This is a genomic window from Actinospica sp., from assembly GCF_035552695.1.
Lineage (GTDB): Bacteria > Actinomycetota > Actinomycetes > Streptomycetales > Catenulisporaceae > Actinospica.
In genome coordinates this window covers 1-17,369 of record NZ_DASZKT010000004.1, presented here as the reverse complement: position 1 = coordinate 17,369, position 17,369 = coordinate 1, and the positions used below count along the sequence as shown (strand labels likewise).

The following is a 17,369-nucleotide window of genomic DNA, read 5'->3' as shown; positions in this document are numbered from 1 at the left end:
GCTCAGGTATGGCCGGTCGAGAGCAGCCGAAGCGCCCGGCCGCGCTGAACTGCGGAAGAGCGGTCACAGGCGCCGAGCTTGGCGTAAATGCGCCGGATGTGCGTGTTAACGGTGTTCAGTGAGACCGACAGCTCGCCGGCGATCTCGGGCCGGGTGAGGTTTGTCGGCAGGAAGCGCAACACCCGCAGTTCAGAAGTGGTGAGCTGCGCGCCGGGGGCCACCGCTGGCGGGCGACCATCGGCGGGGGCACCGCCGTGCACCGCGTCGAGGATCGCGGTGACCAGTGCCGCGTGCGAAGTGCGGTGCGACGGCAGATCCTTCAGCAGCTCCCAGCCACCGGTCATCGCGAACGGCAGGATCAGCCTGTCCGGCTCGGCGAGGTCGAGTGCACGCCCCACGGCATCGCGCGCTGCGTGCTGGTCACCGAGATCGCGGCAGGCGAGCGCCTCCAGCAGGGTGGCTTCGAGTCGAGTGCGTTCGGAGTGGATCGGGGCAGTGCCGTCGAGCACGGTGCGCAATTCCCGGCGCGCGTCGGCCGGGGCCCCTTCGGCCAGGCAGATCAGCGCAGCCGCGTTGCGGATCTCGCCGGTCGCGGTCTGTGTGGTGTCGAGGGCGGTGAAAGCCGCTCGCGCGTCGTCGATCAACCCGAGCCGGACCTGAGTGGCGATCGTCCACGCGATCACGCGGCGGGTTTGCGCGTGCACGCCGAGCATGAGCTCCTGCACCCGGCTGGCGACCTCGAACTCCGCAAGGGCCTCGCGGTGACGGCCGCGCGCCGCGTGCAGCATCGCGGAGGTGAGGCGCACCAGAAGCCGCACGCCGGGTTCGCCGTCGGGCCGGGTGACCTGCCGGGCACGTTCCAGCCATTGTTCGCCTTGCTCGAACTCGCCCGTCCAGATCAGGATATTGGCAAGCGTCGCCAAGGCCGGGGCGATCACGGGTTCTGCGTCCCAGCCGTGCTTGGCGGCCGCCGCGACGGCCTCTTCGCACCGCTGACGCGCCAGGGCAAATGAGCGGTCCACGGAGGCGAACCCCAGGTGCGCCAGGCAGCCGACTTCCAGATAGGGCCGGTCCCTCTCGCGGGCCAGTTCGGCGCCCTCTAGCAGGTGCCGCTCGCTATCGGCCAGCCGCAGCGACCACGCCTCCGTGACGCCGAGGTTCAGCAGGGCCAGGGCTCGCAGATCGCCGCTGAGCGCGACATCGGCGCCGGACTGGACGACGGATGGCGAGGCGAGCGCGTCCACCTGCTTGAAAACCCCGTCGAAATGCCCGCGCAGCCGCGCCAAGAGCAGATCAAGGGACGCGATCGCCATCTCGAGCCGGGGACGCCGGTCGGGCGCCGCCGTCGCCGCGTACGACCTGGCCACCCGCAGGTGCGCATCGGCCTGCTGGAGGCTGGCCCGGTTCAGATCCGTGACGGCGTGCACCAGGGCCAACTCGGGGAAGGCTTCCGCGGCTCCGGCCTGGAAGGAATGCAACAGCGCCTCCACCGTCGCCGCCTGCCCGTCGAGGGTCAGGCTCACCGCGTGATCGGACAGCAGCCGGGCAGCCTCGGCCCACTCGCCCGCCGCCTGCAGATGCCTGACGGCGTCCGCGACCTGAGCGTGCTCGACGTACCAGCGCGCGGCACGCAGGTGCAGCGCCGGGATCTGCTCGGGCAGCATGCGGCGAAGTTCCAGCCGGAGCAGCCCGCTGAACATCCGGTGGTAGCGGAACCAGCCGCGCTCGGGGTCGAGCGAGAGCACGAATGCGTTGGCGTCCTCCAGATCCAGCAGGAGCCGCTCCGAACCGGTGGCGCCCGTCAGCAGGTCGGCCAACTCGCCGTTGACCCGGTCCAGCAGGCAGGTGCGTAGCAGCATGTCCCGCACCTCGGGCGGCTGTCGGTCGAGCATCTCGGCCATCAGATACTCGACGACGGTCCGGTCGCTGCCGGAGAACTCGGCGATGAAGCGTTCCGGGTCCGGGCACCCGGCCAGGGACAGCACTGCCAGCCGGAGTCCGGCCGCCCACCCCTCGGTTCGCTCGTTCAGCATCGCGGCCACGGGTTCGGCAACCGCGATCCCGGCCGCGGCAAGAATGTCCCGAGTCTCGTCCACGCTGAATCGCAGCTGCTCCGCCCGGATCTCCGCCAACTCGCCTGCCAGGCGCAACCTGTGCAGCCGCAGCGGCACGTCGTGGCGCGTGGCCACGACCGCGTGGACGTCCTCGGGCAGGTGCGTCAGCAATTCGGCAAGCCGCTCAGCGGCCTCGGCGGAGCCGAGTTCGTGCAGGTCATCGATGATCAGGACAAAGCGATGGCTGGACGCCGAGATCTCGGCGAGCACATGGCTTACCATCGTGCCGGCACTTGCGCGAGGCGTGATCGTGGACGGACCGTCGTCGGCCCCGTTCGCCCGACGGATCGAGCTCAACAGCGCACTCCAGAACAACTGCGCGTCGAGCTGACCCGGCCGTACCGGCAGGTAGGCGACGCGACGGCCACGGGCCGGCCGAGCGGCCCACGCACGCAGCAGCGACGTCTTCCCGCTGCCGGCGGGCGCCGAGATGATCGTCACCCGCTTCTCGACCGCGCGCTCCAGCAGGTCGACCAGCGCGCTGCGGTCGATGAGGCCGACCTGGCCACGGACTGGCCCCACGGCAACCGGGTTTTCGGGCATCGCGGCATGTCCTCCAGACACGTGGCCAGCGTAACCGACAAAAATCGCCGCGGTGCGGCGATGATCTGTCACCTTCCCGGCAGTGACCTTGGATACGCACTTTTGAGCGACACGGGACCGGCAGACGGCGAGCCGGAACGCGATTGGAACGTGATCGCGCCGGGCCGGACGGGGATCACCGGAGTCCGGCGATGACCGATCCCCTGGCCAGCCGTGAGCTTGACATCGTTCGCGCGAGCGCGCAGGAGGAACCTACCTGGACAACGAGCAGATTGTCCGGAACGCGTACCAGGTCGCGGAGGATGTAGACGTCGAGGGCCGGCTCGCGGCATTCACCGAGGAGGGAACATTCACCGACGAGTCGATCGGCGTGACCTATCGGGGCCGGGACCGCGCGATCCCCGTGCAGAACTACGCGCGCGCATTCCCCGACATGCATCGTGAGCTCTAAAGGACCCGGTCATGCCGCCGGGAGGCGGACGGTGAACGTCGCTCCCTCGCCGGGGCGCCCGACGGCGTGGATGGTTCCGCCGTGGTCGGCCGCGATCTCGCGGGCGAGGGCCAGGCCGAGTCCGAAGCGGTGCGAGCCCTGGTGCCCGCTCTGGGCGAAGCGTTCGAAGATGCGTTCGCGGTCGACCGGATCGAAGCCGGTGCCGTCGTCAGAGATTTCGAGCTCGATGATGCCGCGCTCGCTGTGGCGCACAGTGACCTCGATCCGGCCAGTCGGTTCGGTGTGGCTGATGGCGTTGTCGATCAGCGTGGCGACCATGCGGCGCAGCGGGGACTCCGCTCCGCGCACGGTGGTCGGCGATTCGCGGGCCGATATGGCCGCCGCCTCCTGCACCGCTCCTGGTGGTGCCAGGCCCGGGTCGCCGGTCGCGTCCATCACGATCACTCGGGACCCGAGCCGGGGGCACTCGGCCTCGATCACCTCGGCCGCCAGCGCAGCGAGGTCGACCTCCTGGCGCCGGTCCGGATCGGACCGCAGCCCGGCCGAAATCAGCAGGTCCTCGACTACGTCGTTCAGCTCGCAGGCCGAGCGCACCAGGGTATGGAGTTCCTCGGTCAAACGCTCGGGCAGCTGGTCGTGCTTCCACCGCAGCAGCAGCTGGGCCCGGGTGTGCAGGCGGGTGAGCGGCGTGCGCAACTCATGACTGGCGTCGGCGACGAAGCGGCGCTGTCGGGCATACGCGTCTGCGAGCGGGGCGATCGAGCGGCGGGCGAGCTCGGCGGCGAGGATCGCGGCCGCACCCACGCCGATCAGTCCGACCAGGAGCAGGGCGCGTACGAGGTGATCGAGATCAGCCTGCAGATACCAGGTGTCGAGCACGGCCTGCCGGACGACGCCGCCCTGCCGCTCGGTCACCACGTCGTACTGCGTCCCGCTGATGGTGACGCTCGTCTGCTGCGGCGTAGTGCCGACGCGGGCGTCGGCGACGGCGGAGGCCAGCGGGAACCCGGCCGGGGACTGCTGCGGGTGCTGGACGTTTCCCTTGTCGACCACGAACAGCCACAGGCACGGGGTGGCGGCGGCCGGATTGCCGTAGGCGAGGGCGTAGTTGAGCTGTTGCTCGGCCTGCGTGTGCTGCTCGGCCAGGACCACGCGGTACGTGCCGAAGCCGAGGAGCGCCAGCGCGACCAGGAACCCCGCCGCGATCCGGGCCGCGAGCACGGCCGCCGCCCGCGCGAGCATGCGCCGCTCGGGAGTGGGCTTGCCGCGCCGAAGCATCACAATGGGCCTATCCGGTATCCGAGTCCGTATACGGTCTGCACGATCTGACGGCCGAGCTTACGGCGCAGGTAGTAGACGTAGGTGTCGACGACGGAGTCCGCCGCCGTGTCCGGGAACACCTGGGCGCGCAGCTGCGGGCGCGAGTGGACGGCGCGGGGGCGCGCGGCCAGGGTGCGCAGGAGGTCGAATTCGCGCTGGGAGAGCTGGACCCTGGTGCCGTTCGGAAGCGAGACGTCGCGGGTGTCGCGATCCAGGAATCCCTCGCCGAGAGGTAGCAGGTCGACCTGGTCGCCGAACCTGCGGTCCAGCGCCCGGATCCGGGCCAGCAGCTCGTCGAAGTCGAAGGGCTTGGTGAGGTAGTCGTCGGCGCCGGCGTCGAGGCCGCGCACCCGCTCCGCGTGGCTGCCGAGCGCGGTCAGGATCAGCACCCGGGCGGTGACCGCGCGGCGGCGGAGCTTGCCGAGCAATTCGAGCCCGTCCATGCCGGGCAGCCGCCGGTCGATCACCATGACCCGGTAGGCACGGCCCAGGCCGAGGTGCAGGCCCTGCTGGGCGTCGTGGGCGAGGTCGACCTCGTAGCCCTCGTCCGTGATCAGGGCGGCGAGCAGCGCGGCGAGCTCGGTATCGTCCTCGACGATGAGCAGCCTGGGTCTCTTCGCGATCTCCGGGGCCATCGGGCCGCATTATGGCACATCCTTCGCAGGGCACTGTCTCAGCATCAGCCCGAGGCCGGGGCGAGTTCGGGCTCGGGATCCGGGGTCTGCGGCTCGGGCGCGATCGGCATCCGCCGGTCCAGCACGGTCAGTGCCGGGGACGCCATCAAGGTAGTGACCAGGGCGACCAGTACGAGCGCGGTGAACAGCGCGCTGTTGACGATTCCCGCCTGCAGTCCGACGTTGAGCGCGATCAGCTGCATCAGGCCGCGCGCGTTCATCAGCGCCCCGAGGCGGATCGCTGTGGCCTGGCCCTGGCCGGCCCAGCGCGCCGCGAGCCAGCAGGCCCCGAACTTCCCGATCACCGCGACGATGACGGCGAGCAGGGAGAAGACCAGCAGGGGCCGGTTCGCCAGCAGCCCGAAGCGCGTGTTCAGACCGGAGTAGACGAAGAACATCGGCAGGAAGATGATCCGGTTGCTGGTGCTGATGGTGGTCACGGCGCGTTCCGCGGCCGGGCTGCGCGGCATCGCCATGCCGAGGCAGAAGGCGCCGAAGACCGAGTAGAGCCCGATCTCGTCGGTGAACCAGGCCGCTGCGAACAGTGCCGCGGCCACGATCAGCACCTGGGTATCGCTCGCCGTTCCGCCGGTGCCCAGGGCCCTGGCCAGCAGCGGCCGCGCAATGTAGACGACGAGCAGCGCGAAGAGCACGGCTCCGCCGACGGCGAGCAGGATCGGCTTGGGCTTGCCGGTGGCGGCGGCGAGCACCCCGGCCAGCAGGCACCAGGCGACCACGTCGTCGATGGCGCCGCTGGCCAGGGCGAGGGAGCCGTAGCGGGTCCCGGCCAGGCCCCTCTCGGTGATGATGCGGGCGAGCATCGGGAAGGCGGTGATCGCCAGAGCGACGGCGACGAAGGAGGCTGTCACCCCTGGCGCGACGCCCGGGACGAAGATGCCGACCCGGCCGTGCGCGCCGAGCGTGAGCAGCGCGCCCAGGGCGAGCGGCGCGAGGATGCCCGCCGTGGACACGGCCGCGGCCGTGCGCGCGATGGCCCGATTCAGGTGTGATCGGAACTCGTGGCCGGCCTGGAACATGAAGGCCACCAGGCCGATCTGCCCGGCGACGTAGAGCACCGGCTTGAGGGCGGGCGGGAACAGCTCGTTCTCGAGCCTCGGAGAGACGGCGCCGAGCAGGGACGGGCCAAGGAGCACGCCCGCGACCATCTCGGCGACCACGGGCGGCTGGCCGAGGCGTGCGAAGGCCCACGCGGCCAGCCGGCAGAACAGCAGGATCGCGACGACGGCGATGAAAAAGCGCGGGGCGAGTGCGGTGGCGCTCACTGCTCGGCCTCCTGGGCGGCGAAGTAGGAGCGGCACAGCTGAAGACGGCGCGCGTCCCAGACCATGTACGTGCCGAGGACGAGTTGGACGAGGCTGCGCCACACGTCCTCCCACCGGTCGCGCAGCCGCAGCATCGCCAGGCGCGCGGTTGGCCGACGCGGCACCGGGCGCTGCGCGTCGATCGGCGTCAGCAGGCACGGCCCGCGGTTCGGCAGCGAGCGGGTGTGTCCCGCCGAGGTGGTGAGCGCGTAGCGGCGCAGCACCTCGGCCGCCGCGACACGCATCGTCAGCGGCGCGATGCCGCGCGCCGGGCAGGGCCGGTTCGCGCTGATGCCGAACGGGATGTGGTGCAGGTGCTCGGGGTGTTCGCGCAGCCAGCGGTCGGGATCGAACTCGGCCGCGTCGGGGCTGCCGGAGTGGTGGTAGGCCGGATAGTTGAACAGCAGCACGGATCCGGACGGGATCGCCGCCTCGCCGAGCGCGATGTCCGCCGTAGTGATCCGGTGCGCGACGCCGAAGAGCGGGTAGACGCGCAGCGTCTCGTCGATCACGCGGTCGAGCTGCGCGGCGCCTTGTGTGCCCTCGCCGGTGAGGCCGTCGCGGAGCTGTTGTTGCAGCCCGGGCCTGGCGGCGATCGCGAGCAGCAGGTGCGCCATGGCCTCGGACATCTGCACCACGGCGGTATTGAAGTACGTGCCCTGAAGGTAGAAGGCCTGCTCCTGCTCGGTGAGCGTGGCCGGCAGGCCGTGGGGCACCGCGCCTGAGGCTATCTTGCCGCGCAGGTAACGGGTGAGCCGATCACGCCTCGACATGTGCCGCAGCCGGGTGCATTTCAGTGCGCTGACGACGTCGTCGGCGTTCGCGACGATCATGTCGCGGACATGCGGCGGGCACGGCTCGTCGAAGACCACCTCGTAGTAGATCGAGGCCCACACCGGCATCATCGCGTCGCGCAGCCGCACCCGACGGGCCTTGCCCGCCCGATCCGCCGCGCCGAGCCGGCCCAGCTGCTGCGCCGCGCAGCGGGTGACGAGTTCGTCCCACTCGTCCTTGCGCAGTCGGGCGATCGTGCGCCGCGTGGTGCGAGCGACGTCGTCGTATCGGGGTCCGGGCTCCAGGTGCTCCTGGTGAACCTGCGGTCCGGGCGCGAGCCAGTACCAGAAAAGGTCCGACAGGGCCGCGCCCCGGCTGCGGCCGTTGGCCGCGGGGTCGGCGTAGATGCGCTTGAAGTCGTCGGTCCCGACCAGCTTGCCCGGCACCGGGATGCCCTCATCGCCGTTGACGAGGGCGAAGATGCGGACGCGAAGTGCGACGACGAGGTCCGGCAGCCAGTACGGAAGGCTGGCCGCCACGACGGCGAGCAGCAGCGCTGCGCCGCACCAGCTCCATGCGGCGGCGCTCATCGGCGACCTCCCGCGGCCGGCCGCACCAGGTCGGGTGTGAGGTCCGTCAGGGCGCGCGCGCCGCACAGCGCGACGGTGTGGTCAAGCTCATCGCGCAGAAGTTCCAGGACGCGCGCGGCGCCCTGCTCCCCCGCCGCCGCGAGCCCCCAGACGATCGGGCGGCCCACGCCCACCGCGACAGCACCCAGAGCCAGCGCCTTGACGATGTCGGTGCCGCGCCGCACGCCGCCGTCGAGCAGCACCGGGATGTCGCCGCCGACCGCCGCGACGAACTCGGGGAGCAGGTCGATGGTCGCGGGCACGGTGTCGAGCTGGCGGCCGCCGTGATTCGACAGCAGCAGGCCATTGACACCGTGCTCCAGGGCGATCCGCGCGTCCTCGGGATGCAGGACGCCCTTGAGCAGAATCGGAAGCTCGGTGTGATCGCGCAGCCAGTCGACGTGGTCCCACGACAGCTCGGGCGACATGGCGATCTGCCGCACGTGCCCGGGCTCGTCCCCGCGCAGGTTGCGCAGATTCTCGCACGCCATCCCGGCCGGCAGGTCGTGGAAGCGGTTGCGGCGGTTGCGCTCGTTGGCGCCGAGGACCGGCGAGTCGACCGTCACCACGAGCGCCGTGCACCCGGCGGCCGACGCGCGCCCGACGAGCGCCGCGGTGTCCTCGAGATCGGGCTGAAGATACAGCTGGAACCACAGGGCCGGGTCTCGGTCGGGTGCGGCGGCGCGCGCCGCGGCGGCCACCTCGCCGACCGCGACGGTGCTCGCCATGCTCGCGATCATGATCGTGTCCGCGCGGGCGGCGGCGCGCGCGGTGGCGAGTTCTCCCTCTTCGCACACCAGCCGGTGGAACGCGGTCGGCGAGATCAGCACGGGCATCGAGGATCGGGCGCCGAAAAGCTCGACAGACAGGTCCCGGCGCGCGCTGCCGCGCAGCACGCGCGGCAGAAGGCTGAGTCGGGCGAAGCCGTCCTCGTTGGCCCGCACGGTGACCTCGTCGCGCGAGCCGCCGGCCACGTAGTCGTAGTAGACCGGGTCCATGCTCGTACGCGCGGCGTGCTCGAAGTCTCGCACGGTCAGCAGATCCTCGAGCGCCGACACGATCGTGCCGTTCGCCGCGTCCGTGGAGGAGGTAGCGGCGTGGGTGGTGGGCGCGGTCACAGCGTCACCGCCTTCTCGAAGAAGGCCACGAGCGGCGCGCGATGCGAGGCCTCGCCGTTCCAGTGGTTCTCCAAGTTCTCCGCGAGGTGGTGCTCGGCCAGCTTTATTCCGTCCCGATGCACGCGCACGACGGGGTGGAGATACGCCGCGTCGTGGGCCGCAGCCGCGTCATCCTGGGCGGTGCGCTTCACGGTGACGTCCAAGGGGTCGACCTTGTCATGGTCGGGTCCGTATTCCAGAGTCACCGCGATCAGCAGCCCGTCGGTGGCCAAGCCGGTGCCCGGCTCGGCGAGTCGGCCGTCGAGCGCGTAGGCGACCGGCACCTCTTCGAGGTACTGGGCTTCGCCGCCGGCCGGCAGGAGGATCACGTCGGCCATCACGCTGAACTGCTGCCACAGCGCCGAACTCCGGTTGACCCGCTCGATCACGGCGTCGGCCAGCGATCCCGGTGAGGCGGGCAGCATCCGGTGCGGCCACGCACGGCCGTTGCCGCGCTGGTCGAGGATCCGACTGAGGGCCCTGACGGTGTACCGGAAGCCGTGGATGAAGCCCGTGGTCGCCTTCTTGAAGTCGCGCTGCTGCATCAGTGTCCCGGCGAAGTAGAGCCCGGGCACGTTCACCGACTCGTAGGCCGAGGTGAGCTCGGCGAACCGGTCCTTGATGACGAGCGACGGCGTGCAGTCCTCGGCGAACGGGGCCGCGTCCAGCCGGAACCCGGTGCAGCACAGGACCCGGTCGTAATACAGCGCTTTGACGACCTCGTCGGCACGGACGAACGAGAAGCGCACGAGGTAGCCGCCGCCGGGTTGCGGGGTGATGTCGAGCACGGTGCCGTCGAGGATCGCGTTCTGGGATTTGAGTTGGTAGGTGTCGAGGAAGTTGTTGTTGACCGCGCGCAGGTGGCCGACGTAGTGGGTCTTCCAGGCAAGCCTCAGCCCGTCCGGGCCGGCGACGTGGATGACCGCGGCCTGCTCGATGAGGTTGTCCGCGGTCTCGAACGCCGAGTTTCCCTTGCCGAGGATCAGGACCCGCTGATCGGTGAAGTCGGCCGGGTCGACGGGCATCGTCGCGTACTGCTCGGCGTGCTCGATCCCGGGAATCGGCGGGATGTAGGACGCTGACAGGCCGGCGGCGACGATCACAACTTCGGCGCGGCGCACGCTCCCGTCCTCGGCCGTCACGACGAACTCGCCGTCCGGCTCGGGCCGCTCGATCCGCACGACGCGCGAGTTGTAGTCGATGCGCAGGTCGCAGGCCCTGGCGTAGTCGGCGAGGTAGCGGCGCAGCTCATCCGCCGGCGGGAAATAGCGCTCGGTGTAGTGGGTGAACAGCAGCTTCGGGTCGCCGGAGAGGATCGAGTTCCAGTCCATCCGGAGGTTGAGTTCCGGATCGTGCGTGCCCGTGTGTGGCTTGTTGATCGATATCAGGGTGCGGTGGCGCGGGAACGTGGCGAAGAACGCGCCCGGCGCGTCTGCCGCCTCCAACACCGAGTAGCGATGGCCGGCTTCGTGCAGGTGCCGGGCGAGCTGGAGGCCGGCGGGACCGGCTCCGATGACGAGGTGGGTGTAGGCGGTTTCGTCGACGACCGTTGTGGGTGCGGTCACGATGCCCTCCGGTATGTTCCGTGGCTCGGGTGGGTCCCCCGCTGCGGCCAAGCATGACTCGCGAAGTTCAGAGGATTCTCAGAAGTAGATGGACGCAGGCGCTGGCGGCGCATGCAGCGCCGCAGGCGCGCGTAGCAGGGGAAGGCGGCGAACTTGCCCCATGTGTGGGTTCCTCCGCCGTGCTCGTGCGGACAATGGCAAGCTCCCGGCTAGCCGGGTGATCGGTCATCACCGGATTCCGGTAATTCCGGCCCGGCCCGGCCCGGCGCGATCGCGTTCCAGTTCGCGTTCCGGCTCGCAGTCCTACCTGTCCCGTGTCGGTCAAAAGCGCGTATCCAAGATCACCGACGCGCAGAGTGACACATCGTCGCCGGACCACGGCTATTTTTGGGGGTTACGCCGACCAGGCGTCTGGCTGGAGGACATGCCGCGATGACACACGCGGCCGTCAACGGCCCTTGCGGAGTTCGAGCTCGCCGGCCAGGTTGCGAATCTGCAGCTCGTTGTCATGTGGTCACCCGGTCGCCTGCCGCGTGGTTGGTGAACGCGTGGTTCGTCGAGCCGGTGACGGATTTGAGCGGGTGGTTGGTCGCGCTGAAGGTGATGGTGTCAGTGGCCGTGCCGTTTCCGGTGTAGTTGCCGTCGGCGTCGTAGGTGTAGCTGGTCTAGCGCCCGTGGAAGCCGCGGACCGAGCGACGCAAGATCGTGCGATCGGCTTCGCGATCGGCGACGGCGAGAGTTTGAGTACCGTGATGATCTACAGCGGTGAGCCAAGCGCCCGGCTCAGCGCGACGGGCGGACGCGTTCGTCAGGACAACGAGCAGATTGTCCGGAACGCGTACCAGGTCGCGGAGGATGTAGACGTCGAGGGCCGGCTCGCGGCATTCACCGAGGACGGAACATTCGCCGACGAGCAATGGTGGCGGGGCGGAGATCCAGGATCTGCGCACCAGCACGCTCTGGTCGGCGCAGGAGCCGGGGAACGCCGCCAGGCTAGTCGATTTCGGCATGCACTCACTGGTCACCGCTCCGCTGCTGGTGCGGGGCGCGTCGCTGGGCCGGGTCGATTTCTGGCGGGCGGACGGGAGCACGCCGTTCGACAAGGAGGCTTTCGCCGACGCCGCAGAACTGAGTGAGATCGCAGGTCAGATGGGTCCATCACCCACCTGGCCGCTTTTCTTCCCCGCGGGCGTCGCGGTTCGACGAAACCAGGCTATTTTAGGTTAAAAGGATCAAGGCAAGGTTCACGGCTCACAACGAGGTGACCTGCAATGAGCGTCGCGTTGAACGTCGCGTTCGTGGCTTCGGCCTACCCTCCGCTCGCCCTCGGTTTCTTCGGGCTGGGCACGGGCTATCTAATCTACGGGCCGCAAGAACTGGCCGGATGGCCGAAGCGAGATGAACGGGTAGACCGGGCCACCGGGGTCTGGGGCATCTGGATGCCCGGCTTCTGTCAGTTCCTGACCGGGGTGATCCTGTTCGTCGGGTTGACCTGGCTGCAGGTGTTCACCGGCTCACCGCCGCTCTACATGGCGGCTCTCGCGTTCTCCGCGTACGGCATCCACTGGTTCGCGATCGGCTGGAACCGCTACAAGGGCCACGACCCCCGGCCGAACGCGGGCATGTGCGTGGCGTACATGGTCATCTCGGCGATGGGCGCCACTGTGTTTCTCAAGGTCGGCGACTGGCCGGTCGGACTGCTGTTCCTCGGCCTGTTCGCGATCTACTTCTTCGACTTCTTCGCCTCGATCGGGCTCAAGATCGGCGAAAGGCTGCTCGGACTGTTCCACCTGGCGACCGGCGCCTGGCTGATGTACCTGTCGTACGCGGTCACCGTGGACTTCGCCCTCGGCTACCACTGGCGCGTATAAGAAACCGCGAGAAGAGCGTCTATAAACGGCATTGGGGGGGATGGTTGGGCGCGGCCGGCTCAGCCCATCATGCCGAAATCCGTTCCGCGCGCCAGCGTATTCCGATCTTCGTCAGAGAACTGATATCCACAGAGAATGCCAGGCACCCCTTGAAATGAAAGGACGACTCAGCGGTTCACCGCGGCCCCGGCCATGCCCACCCGTCCCGGCGGCCCGCCCGACGCCGTGGCCTGATGTCTGGTGCGAGACGACAAAGACAGCGATGCCTTATAAGCGCTCCCAGCGTGAACGCCATGCTGCCCTACGTCTGACCAGATCGTGACTCAACAGCAACGTCCGCCTGGTCATCCGCAGGGCCCGCGGCTTCCACTCCGCCGAAGCAGCCCTCGGCCTCGTCATGCTCACCTGCGGACCGATCAGCCTCTACCTACCCTGGGAACAGAGACCTGAGTAATCCACACTCATGCCGGGAGCGCCAGTTCATTCCGATCTGGGTGGGTCCGCAGGCGTCGTGTACGCAGCTGACCGGCACGACGGTGATCGATCCGGCTGACGCGGCGGCGGAGGGCACGGCCGAAGCGGCCGGCGCGGTCGCGGCGGCCCAGGAGTTCGGCTACGGCAAGGGAACGCCGATCTATTACGACATTGAGAGCTACAACAACTCCATCACGTCGTGCAGTCAGGCGGTCCTGACGTTCCTCGGCGCCTGGACGGCAGGCCTGCACGCGGCCGGCTACCTGTCCGGCGTCTACTCGAGCGCGTCGACCGGAATCGCGGACCTCGTGTCCCAGTACTCGAACAGCGGCTACCAGAGCCCGGACGACATGTGGGCCGCGGACTGGAACGGCAACCCGGTGGTGGGCAACCCCCCACCTGCCCGCCGCTGACCGGCCGGGCGCGACACTGCACCAGTACTACGGAAGCCACAACGAGACCTGGGGCGGAGACACCCTCAACGTCGACAGCAACATCGTCGATGGCGCGGTGGCCGGATATCCGGATGCGACGGTCAGCGGGCAGCCCACGGTGACCGCCGAGCCCGCCGCGGTGTCGGTGGCGGCGGGGAGCGGCGGCAGCACGCAGCTGCAGATCCAGAGCAGCCAGCCGGCCTCGGTCGTGCAGTGGCAGGCCGACCCGCCCGCCGGGGTCACGGTCTCGCCGCGGTCGGGCATCGCCGTGATCGCCGGAGGCGGTCAGATCTCGATCTCGCTCGAGGTCTCCGGCACCGCGACCCTGGCATCCGGGCGGTACGACGTGCCTATCACGGCATCCGCGAACGGGCAGCAGGTGGCGGAGACGTTCCTCCTGGTGACCAGCGGTTCCGCGGTGCCGTCCGCGATCGTGCTCTACGCGTTCGGCTTCTCCGGGGTACCGCTGACGAGCGCCGCCTCAGGCGTCTACGAAGCAGCCGACGGGTCGAGCGACGCGGCGGTCCAGGCGGAATCCGAGCAGTTCGCGCAGTACGCGCTGGCCGGTACGATCCCGAACGAGAGCGCCGCCCAGCCGCTCGGCGAGATCAACCCGGCGAACACCTGCCTCGGCTCTCCCGACGTGCCGGTGCAGTAGCAAAGCCGCGCAGGGTGAGTAGGTAAGTAGCAGCAGTCACGAGTTCGGCGCACATTCCGTGGCCGGTCCGGCTCCAGCCGGGCCGGCCACGGGTGCGTAGTGACGCGCCAAGCCGGGTCGGCGCTGCGATGGATCAGTGCGTACCCAGCGGGTTGAGCAGCGCGAAGCGCCAGCCGCCGTCGGCTTCGAGCCGGGCTATGTTGGCGGTGGTTCCGCTTCCGGTGACGCGCTCGCCGCCGGGAGCGTCGATCTCCATGGTCCAGTCGGTGACGAGCAGGGCCGTCTGTGCTCCGGTGATCGTGTGGCGGGGCAGGTTCGTCAGCTTGCCGTGAGCGGCAACGGTGCCGCCGATCTCCGCACGCAGCTGGTCGATGCCGGCGATGCGGACGCCTTCCACCGTGCGCATGGCGGCGCCGTCGGAAAACAGCGCGAGCACGGCATCGACGTCGCCGGCGTTCAGGGCGTCCTGGAACAGGATCGGCAGCTGCTCGGGGCTGGTGATGATGGCGGGTGCGGGTGCGGACATGGCTGTGAGCCCTTCCTCTAGCCGGTGATGAAAAGCGGTGGTGAGAGCCGGCCGCTTTGGCCGTGACTCCACGATGCCGCGGCGACCGTTGCAGGGACGAGGTAGAGTTCGGACCCGAGATGGTCGAAATTGGACAGCGCGATGTCATCGACATCGCCTACGGCAATCCGGACCGGCGGCACGCCGGGGTCGAGGTGCTGACCTTCGATGCGCTGAAGCGCCGGTTGAAGAGCTCAGTCGCCCGGTTTCCCAGTCGTTTGGACTTCCACCAGGTGATGCTCGTGCGCGGCGGAGCGGGAACGGCGATGGTCGATTTCATCACCCACCCGTGCGCTCGCGGCACACTGCTCCACGTTCGGCCGGGTCAGGTGCAGCGGTTGCCCTACGGCGCGGATGGTCGGCCCGCCGCCCTTGACGCCGTGCTGGTCCTGTTCACCGGCGACTTCCCGCCACCACTGCCGCAGACGGACGCAGTCCGCGACGGCTGCCTGGGCCCGGTCGCCTGGCGCCTGCCGCACGACGAGTTCGAAGCCCTGGATCGTGCCGTCACCGAACTGGACGCCGAGTATCGGACGCTCCTCGGCGAACACCGCGACGTCGAACTGACCGGGGCGCTGCTTCGCCAACTCGTCGCAGCGCTCCTGATCCGCATGGCGCGCCTGGCCGATCCCGCCCGATCGGCGCTCGTCGGCCCCGGCGCCGAGGCGTACCTCGCCTTCCGCCGCGAACTGGAGCGGTCCTTCGCCGGCACGCGCTCCGTGGAGGACTACGCCGCGCGTCTCGGCTACTCTCCTCGTACACTGACTCGCGCGTGTCTGGCGGCCACGGGGCGAAGCGCCAAGCAAATCGCCGACGCTCGCGTCGCCCTGCAGGCTCAACGGCTCCTCGCCCACACCGACATGCCCGTGGCTTCCATCGCCGGCGCACTCGGCTTCTCCGAGGCCACCAACTTCGGCAAGTTCTTCGCCCGCGAGACCGGGCGGACCCCCGGCGACTTCCGCCGCGGCCAGTGGGCCTTCGACAGCCCTCTTCCATGAGAGAAGCAGATCGCCGATCGCCTGCGACCGGACGAGCCGGGCGCAGGCGATCGGCGATTGTTCCAGGCCTGGTATTCGAAGCCGGAGTTCAGGCCTGGTGTTCAGATATTCGGACTCTGGCTCAGCCCGCGGGCTTCTCGTCGTGCCCGCCGAACTGCTTGCGCATCGCGCAGACCCACAACTTGAGGTGTCAGATGACGGGAACGGAGGGAGGTTCGAGCAGCGTGCGGTCGCCGTCGACGCCGAGGCTCAGCGCGGCCGCGACGTCCTCGTGCGGGGTTCCCAGCCGTACCGCGCTGACCTCGTCCAGGTGTTGATAGTGCTGGTCGCCGAGTTCAAGGTGGAGAGACTCAAGGTATTGCTCCAGGTGTGTCAGGGTGCGGGGGCCGACGATCGGGATCAACGCCGTCTGCGCGAGTGCGGCCCGGCGGCGCAGCCAGGCGAGGGAGACCTGGACTGCGCTGGCGCCGAGCTCGTCGGCGATCGCCAGGACGGCGTCAACGACGGCGGTGCGCTGTGCGGTGGCCTCGATGGCGTCGCCGCGGGCACTGAGCCGGCCCTGTCCGCCCTGTCGGTACTTGCCGGTGAGCAGTCCTCCGGCCAGCGGGGAGTACAGGACCACGCCCAGACCGTGGGCCTGCGCCATGGGCAGCAGTTCCCGCTCGGCGGATCGTTCGGCCAGGCTGTATTCGGTCTGGATGCCGACCAGCGGGGCCAGGGCGCGCAGGTCCGCCCGGGCCGCAGCGCCGGCGACCCGCCAGGCCGGGAAGTTGGAGAGTCCGCCGTGCAGGATCTTGCCGGAGCGGATCAGGTCGTCGAACCCGGCCAGGATCTCCTCGATCGGGGTGGTTGCGTCGGGGAAATGCGGCATGAAGACGTCGACGTAGTCGGTGTCCAGGCGGCGCAGACTCGCCTCCAGGGAACGGACCATGATCTTGCGGCCGTTACCGGTGGTGCCGGGGCGGGGCTGGGCCTGCCGTGTCCCGCTGTACTTGGTGATCACCACGAAGTCGTCCCGCTGGCCACCGAGCAGCCCGCCGAGCACGGTTTCGGCCTGTCCGTCCTGGTAGAGGTTGGACGTGTCGAACGTGGTGCCGCCGGCGGCGACGAAGGCCTCGAAGATCTGCCGCGAGCCCTCGGGACCGGCACCGGCGTCCGATGTGGCGAAGTTCGCCGTCCCCAGTGCGTACTCCGACACTCGCAGTCCGGTCAGTCGGCCGAAGGTCTGGTAACGCATGGCGGCTCCTGAAAGTTGGTGTTGCGAGGTAGACTCCACGACAGTATCAAGAAAATCGAGGGGTCACTCTTTTTATGCCCAAGGTCAGTCAAGCGCACCTCGACGCCCGCCGTCAGCAGATCGTGGACGCCGCCCGCACCCGGTTCGCCAGCCACGGCTTCGCCCACACGTCCATGGCCGACATCGTCACCGAGTCCGGGCTCTCCAACGGAGCCATCTACCGGTACTTCATCAGCAAGGACGAGATCGTCGTCGCCGTCTGCGAGCAGGCGGGCGAAGCCCTGCCGCAGGCGCTCACCGTCGAGACCGTCGACGGTTTCCTCGAACACGTGCGCGCCCTGGCGCGCGAGACGGGCCACGCTCGGCTGGTAGCCCAGATCTACGCCGAAGCAGCCGTGTCACCGCCGCTGGCGGCCGTCGTCCAACAACAGCTCGCCGCCATGCGGGCCGCGGTCGCCGAGTTGGTACCCGACCACCGGCGCCGGGATGCCGAACAGATCGCCGAAGCATTCGTGGCCCTGTGCAGCAGCTACAGCCAGCAGCTAGCGATCCGCGGCGACTTAGACCCCGCGCCCTTCACCGC

The 17,369-nt window shown here is 69.4% G+C and carries 16 protein-coding genes; 6 read left to right on the top strand and 10 right to left on the bottom strand.

What is annotated here, in order from left to right; genetic code table 11:
* Positions 1–2: 2 nt before the first annotated feature.
* The 8 genes from VG296_RS00645 to VG296_RS00610 all read right to left on the bottom strand — a co-directional run bounded on the left by VG296_RS00645 (position 3) and on the right by VG296_RS00610 (position 11,559).
* Entirely contained in the window at positions 3–2,657 is a 2,655-nt protein-coding gene (locus tag VG296_RS00645) for an AAA family ATPase (RefSeq protein ID WP_325561869.1), read from the bottom strand.
* Between the two features lie 460 nt (positions 2,658–3,117).
* On the bottom strand, positions 3,118–4,386 hold the full coding sequence (locus tag VG296_RS00640; protein ID WP_325561867.1) for a HAMP domain-containing sensor histidine kinase: 1,269 nt from the start codon (positions 4,384–4,386) through the stop codon (positions 3,118–3,120).
* Positions 4,386–5,063 carry a response regulator transcription factor gene (locus VG296_RS00635; protein WP_325561865.1) on the bottom strand — a complete coding sequence of 226 codons (678 nt, stop codon included), beginning with the start codon at positions 5,061–5,063 and terminating at the stop codon, positions 4,386–4,388. Before VG296_RS00635 ends, VG296_RS00640 begins: the two co-directional genes overlap by 1 nt.
* Positions 5,064–5,107: 44 nt before the next feature.
* Positions 5,108–6,385: a cation:proton antiporter gene (locus VG296_RS00630; protein WP_325561863.1), complete on the bottom strand. Its 1,278-nt coding sequence runs from the start codon at positions 6,383–6,385 to the stop codon at positions 5,108–5,110.
* The gene (locus VG296_RS00625) at positions 6,382–7,788 is read right to left on the bottom strand and encodes a cytochrome P450 (protein ID WP_325561860.1); all 1,407 of its coding nucleotides are present in this window, start codon (positions 7,786–7,788) and stop codon (positions 6,382–6,384) included. Before VG296_RS00625 ends, VG296_RS00630 begins: the two co-directional genes overlap by 4 nt.
* Complete coding sequence (locus VG296_RS00620; protein WP_349259413.1) at positions 7,785–8,825, bottom strand: alpha-hydroxy acid oxidase; 1,041 nt, start codon at positions 8,823–8,825, stop codon at positions 7,785–7,787. Before VG296_RS00620 ends, VG296_RS00625 begins: the two co-directional genes overlap by 4 nt.
* A 116-nt stretch (positions 8,826–8,941) precedes the next feature.
* Positions 8,942–10,549, bottom strand: a complete 1,608-nt coding sequence (locus VG296_RS00615; RefSeq protein ID WP_325561856.1) for an NAD(P)-binding domain-containing protein — start codon at positions 10,547–10,549, stop codon at positions 8,942–8,944.
* A gap of 665 nt (positions 10,550–11,214) precedes the next feature.
* Complete coding sequence (locus tag VG296_RS00610) at positions 11,215–11,559, bottom strand: hypothetical protein (RefSeq protein WP_325561854.1); 345 nt, start codon at positions 11,557–11,559, stop codon at positions 11,215–11,217.
* Between VG296_RS00610 and VG296_RS00605 the strand changes: the two genes are divergently transcribed.
* The 4 genes from VG296_RS00605 (at position 11,558) to VG296_RS00590 (ending at position 13,986) form a co-directional block, all read left to right on the top strand.
* Complete coding sequence (locus tag VG296_RS00605) at positions 11,558–11,776, top strand: hypothetical protein (protein ID WP_325561852.1); 219 nt, start codon at positions 11,558–11,560, stop codon at positions 11,774–11,776. The genes VG296_RS00610 and VG296_RS00605 overlap by 2 nt on opposite strands.
* A gap of 44 nt (positions 11,777–11,820) precedes the next feature.
* A complete protein-coding gene (locus tag VG296_RS00600; RefSeq protein WP_325561850.1) occupies positions 11,821–12,420 on the top strand; it encodes a hypothetical protein in 600 nt (199 codons plus the stop codon).
* A gap of 446 nt (positions 12,421–12,866) precedes the next feature.
* Complete coding sequence (locus VG296_RS00595) at positions 12,867–13,307, top strand: glycoside hydrolase domain-containing protein (protein WP_325561871.1); 441 nt, start codon at positions 12,867–12,869, stop codon at positions 13,305–13,307.
* 97 nt (positions 13,308–13,404) lie between these two features.
* Positions 13,405–13,986, top strand: coding sequence for a hypothetical protein (locus VG296_RS00590; protein ID WP_325561848.1), 582 nt, complete (start codon positions 13,405–13,407; stop codon positions 13,984–13,986).
* A 133-nt stretch (positions 13,987–14,119) separates the two neighbouring features.
* Here the strand turns inward: VG296_RS00590 and VG296_RS00585 are convergent, their stop codons facing one another.
* Positions 14,120–14,512, bottom strand: coding sequence for a YybH family protein (locus tag VG296_RS00585; protein WP_325561846.1), 393 nt, complete (start codon positions 14,510–14,512; stop codon positions 14,120–14,122).
* A 119-nt stretch (positions 14,513–14,631) separates the two neighbouring features.
* On the opposite strand from VG296_RS00585, the gene VG296_RS00580 reads away from it, so the two are divergent.
* The gene (locus tag VG296_RS00580; RefSeq protein WP_325561844.1) at positions 14,632–15,549 is read left to right on the top strand and encodes an AraC family transcriptional regulator; all 918 of its coding nucleotides are present in this window, start codon (positions 14,632–14,634) and stop codon (positions 15,547–15,549) included.
* A gap of 190 nt (positions 15,550–15,739) precedes the next feature.
* Here VG296_RS00580 and VG296_RS00575 read toward each other — a convergent pair whose 3' ends face one another.
* Entirely contained in the window at positions 15,740–16,786 is a 1,047-nt protein-coding gene (locus VG296_RS00575; RefSeq protein WP_325561842.1) for an aldo/keto reductase, read from the bottom strand.
* Positions 16,787–16,860: 74 nt separating this feature from the next.
* On the opposite strand from VG296_RS00575, the gene VG296_RS00570 reads away from it, so the two are divergent.
* Positions 16,861–17,369 (top strand): TetR/AcrR family transcriptional regulator (locus VG296_RS00570; protein ID WP_325561840.1); only part of this gene is annotated, 509 nt, incomplete at its 3' end.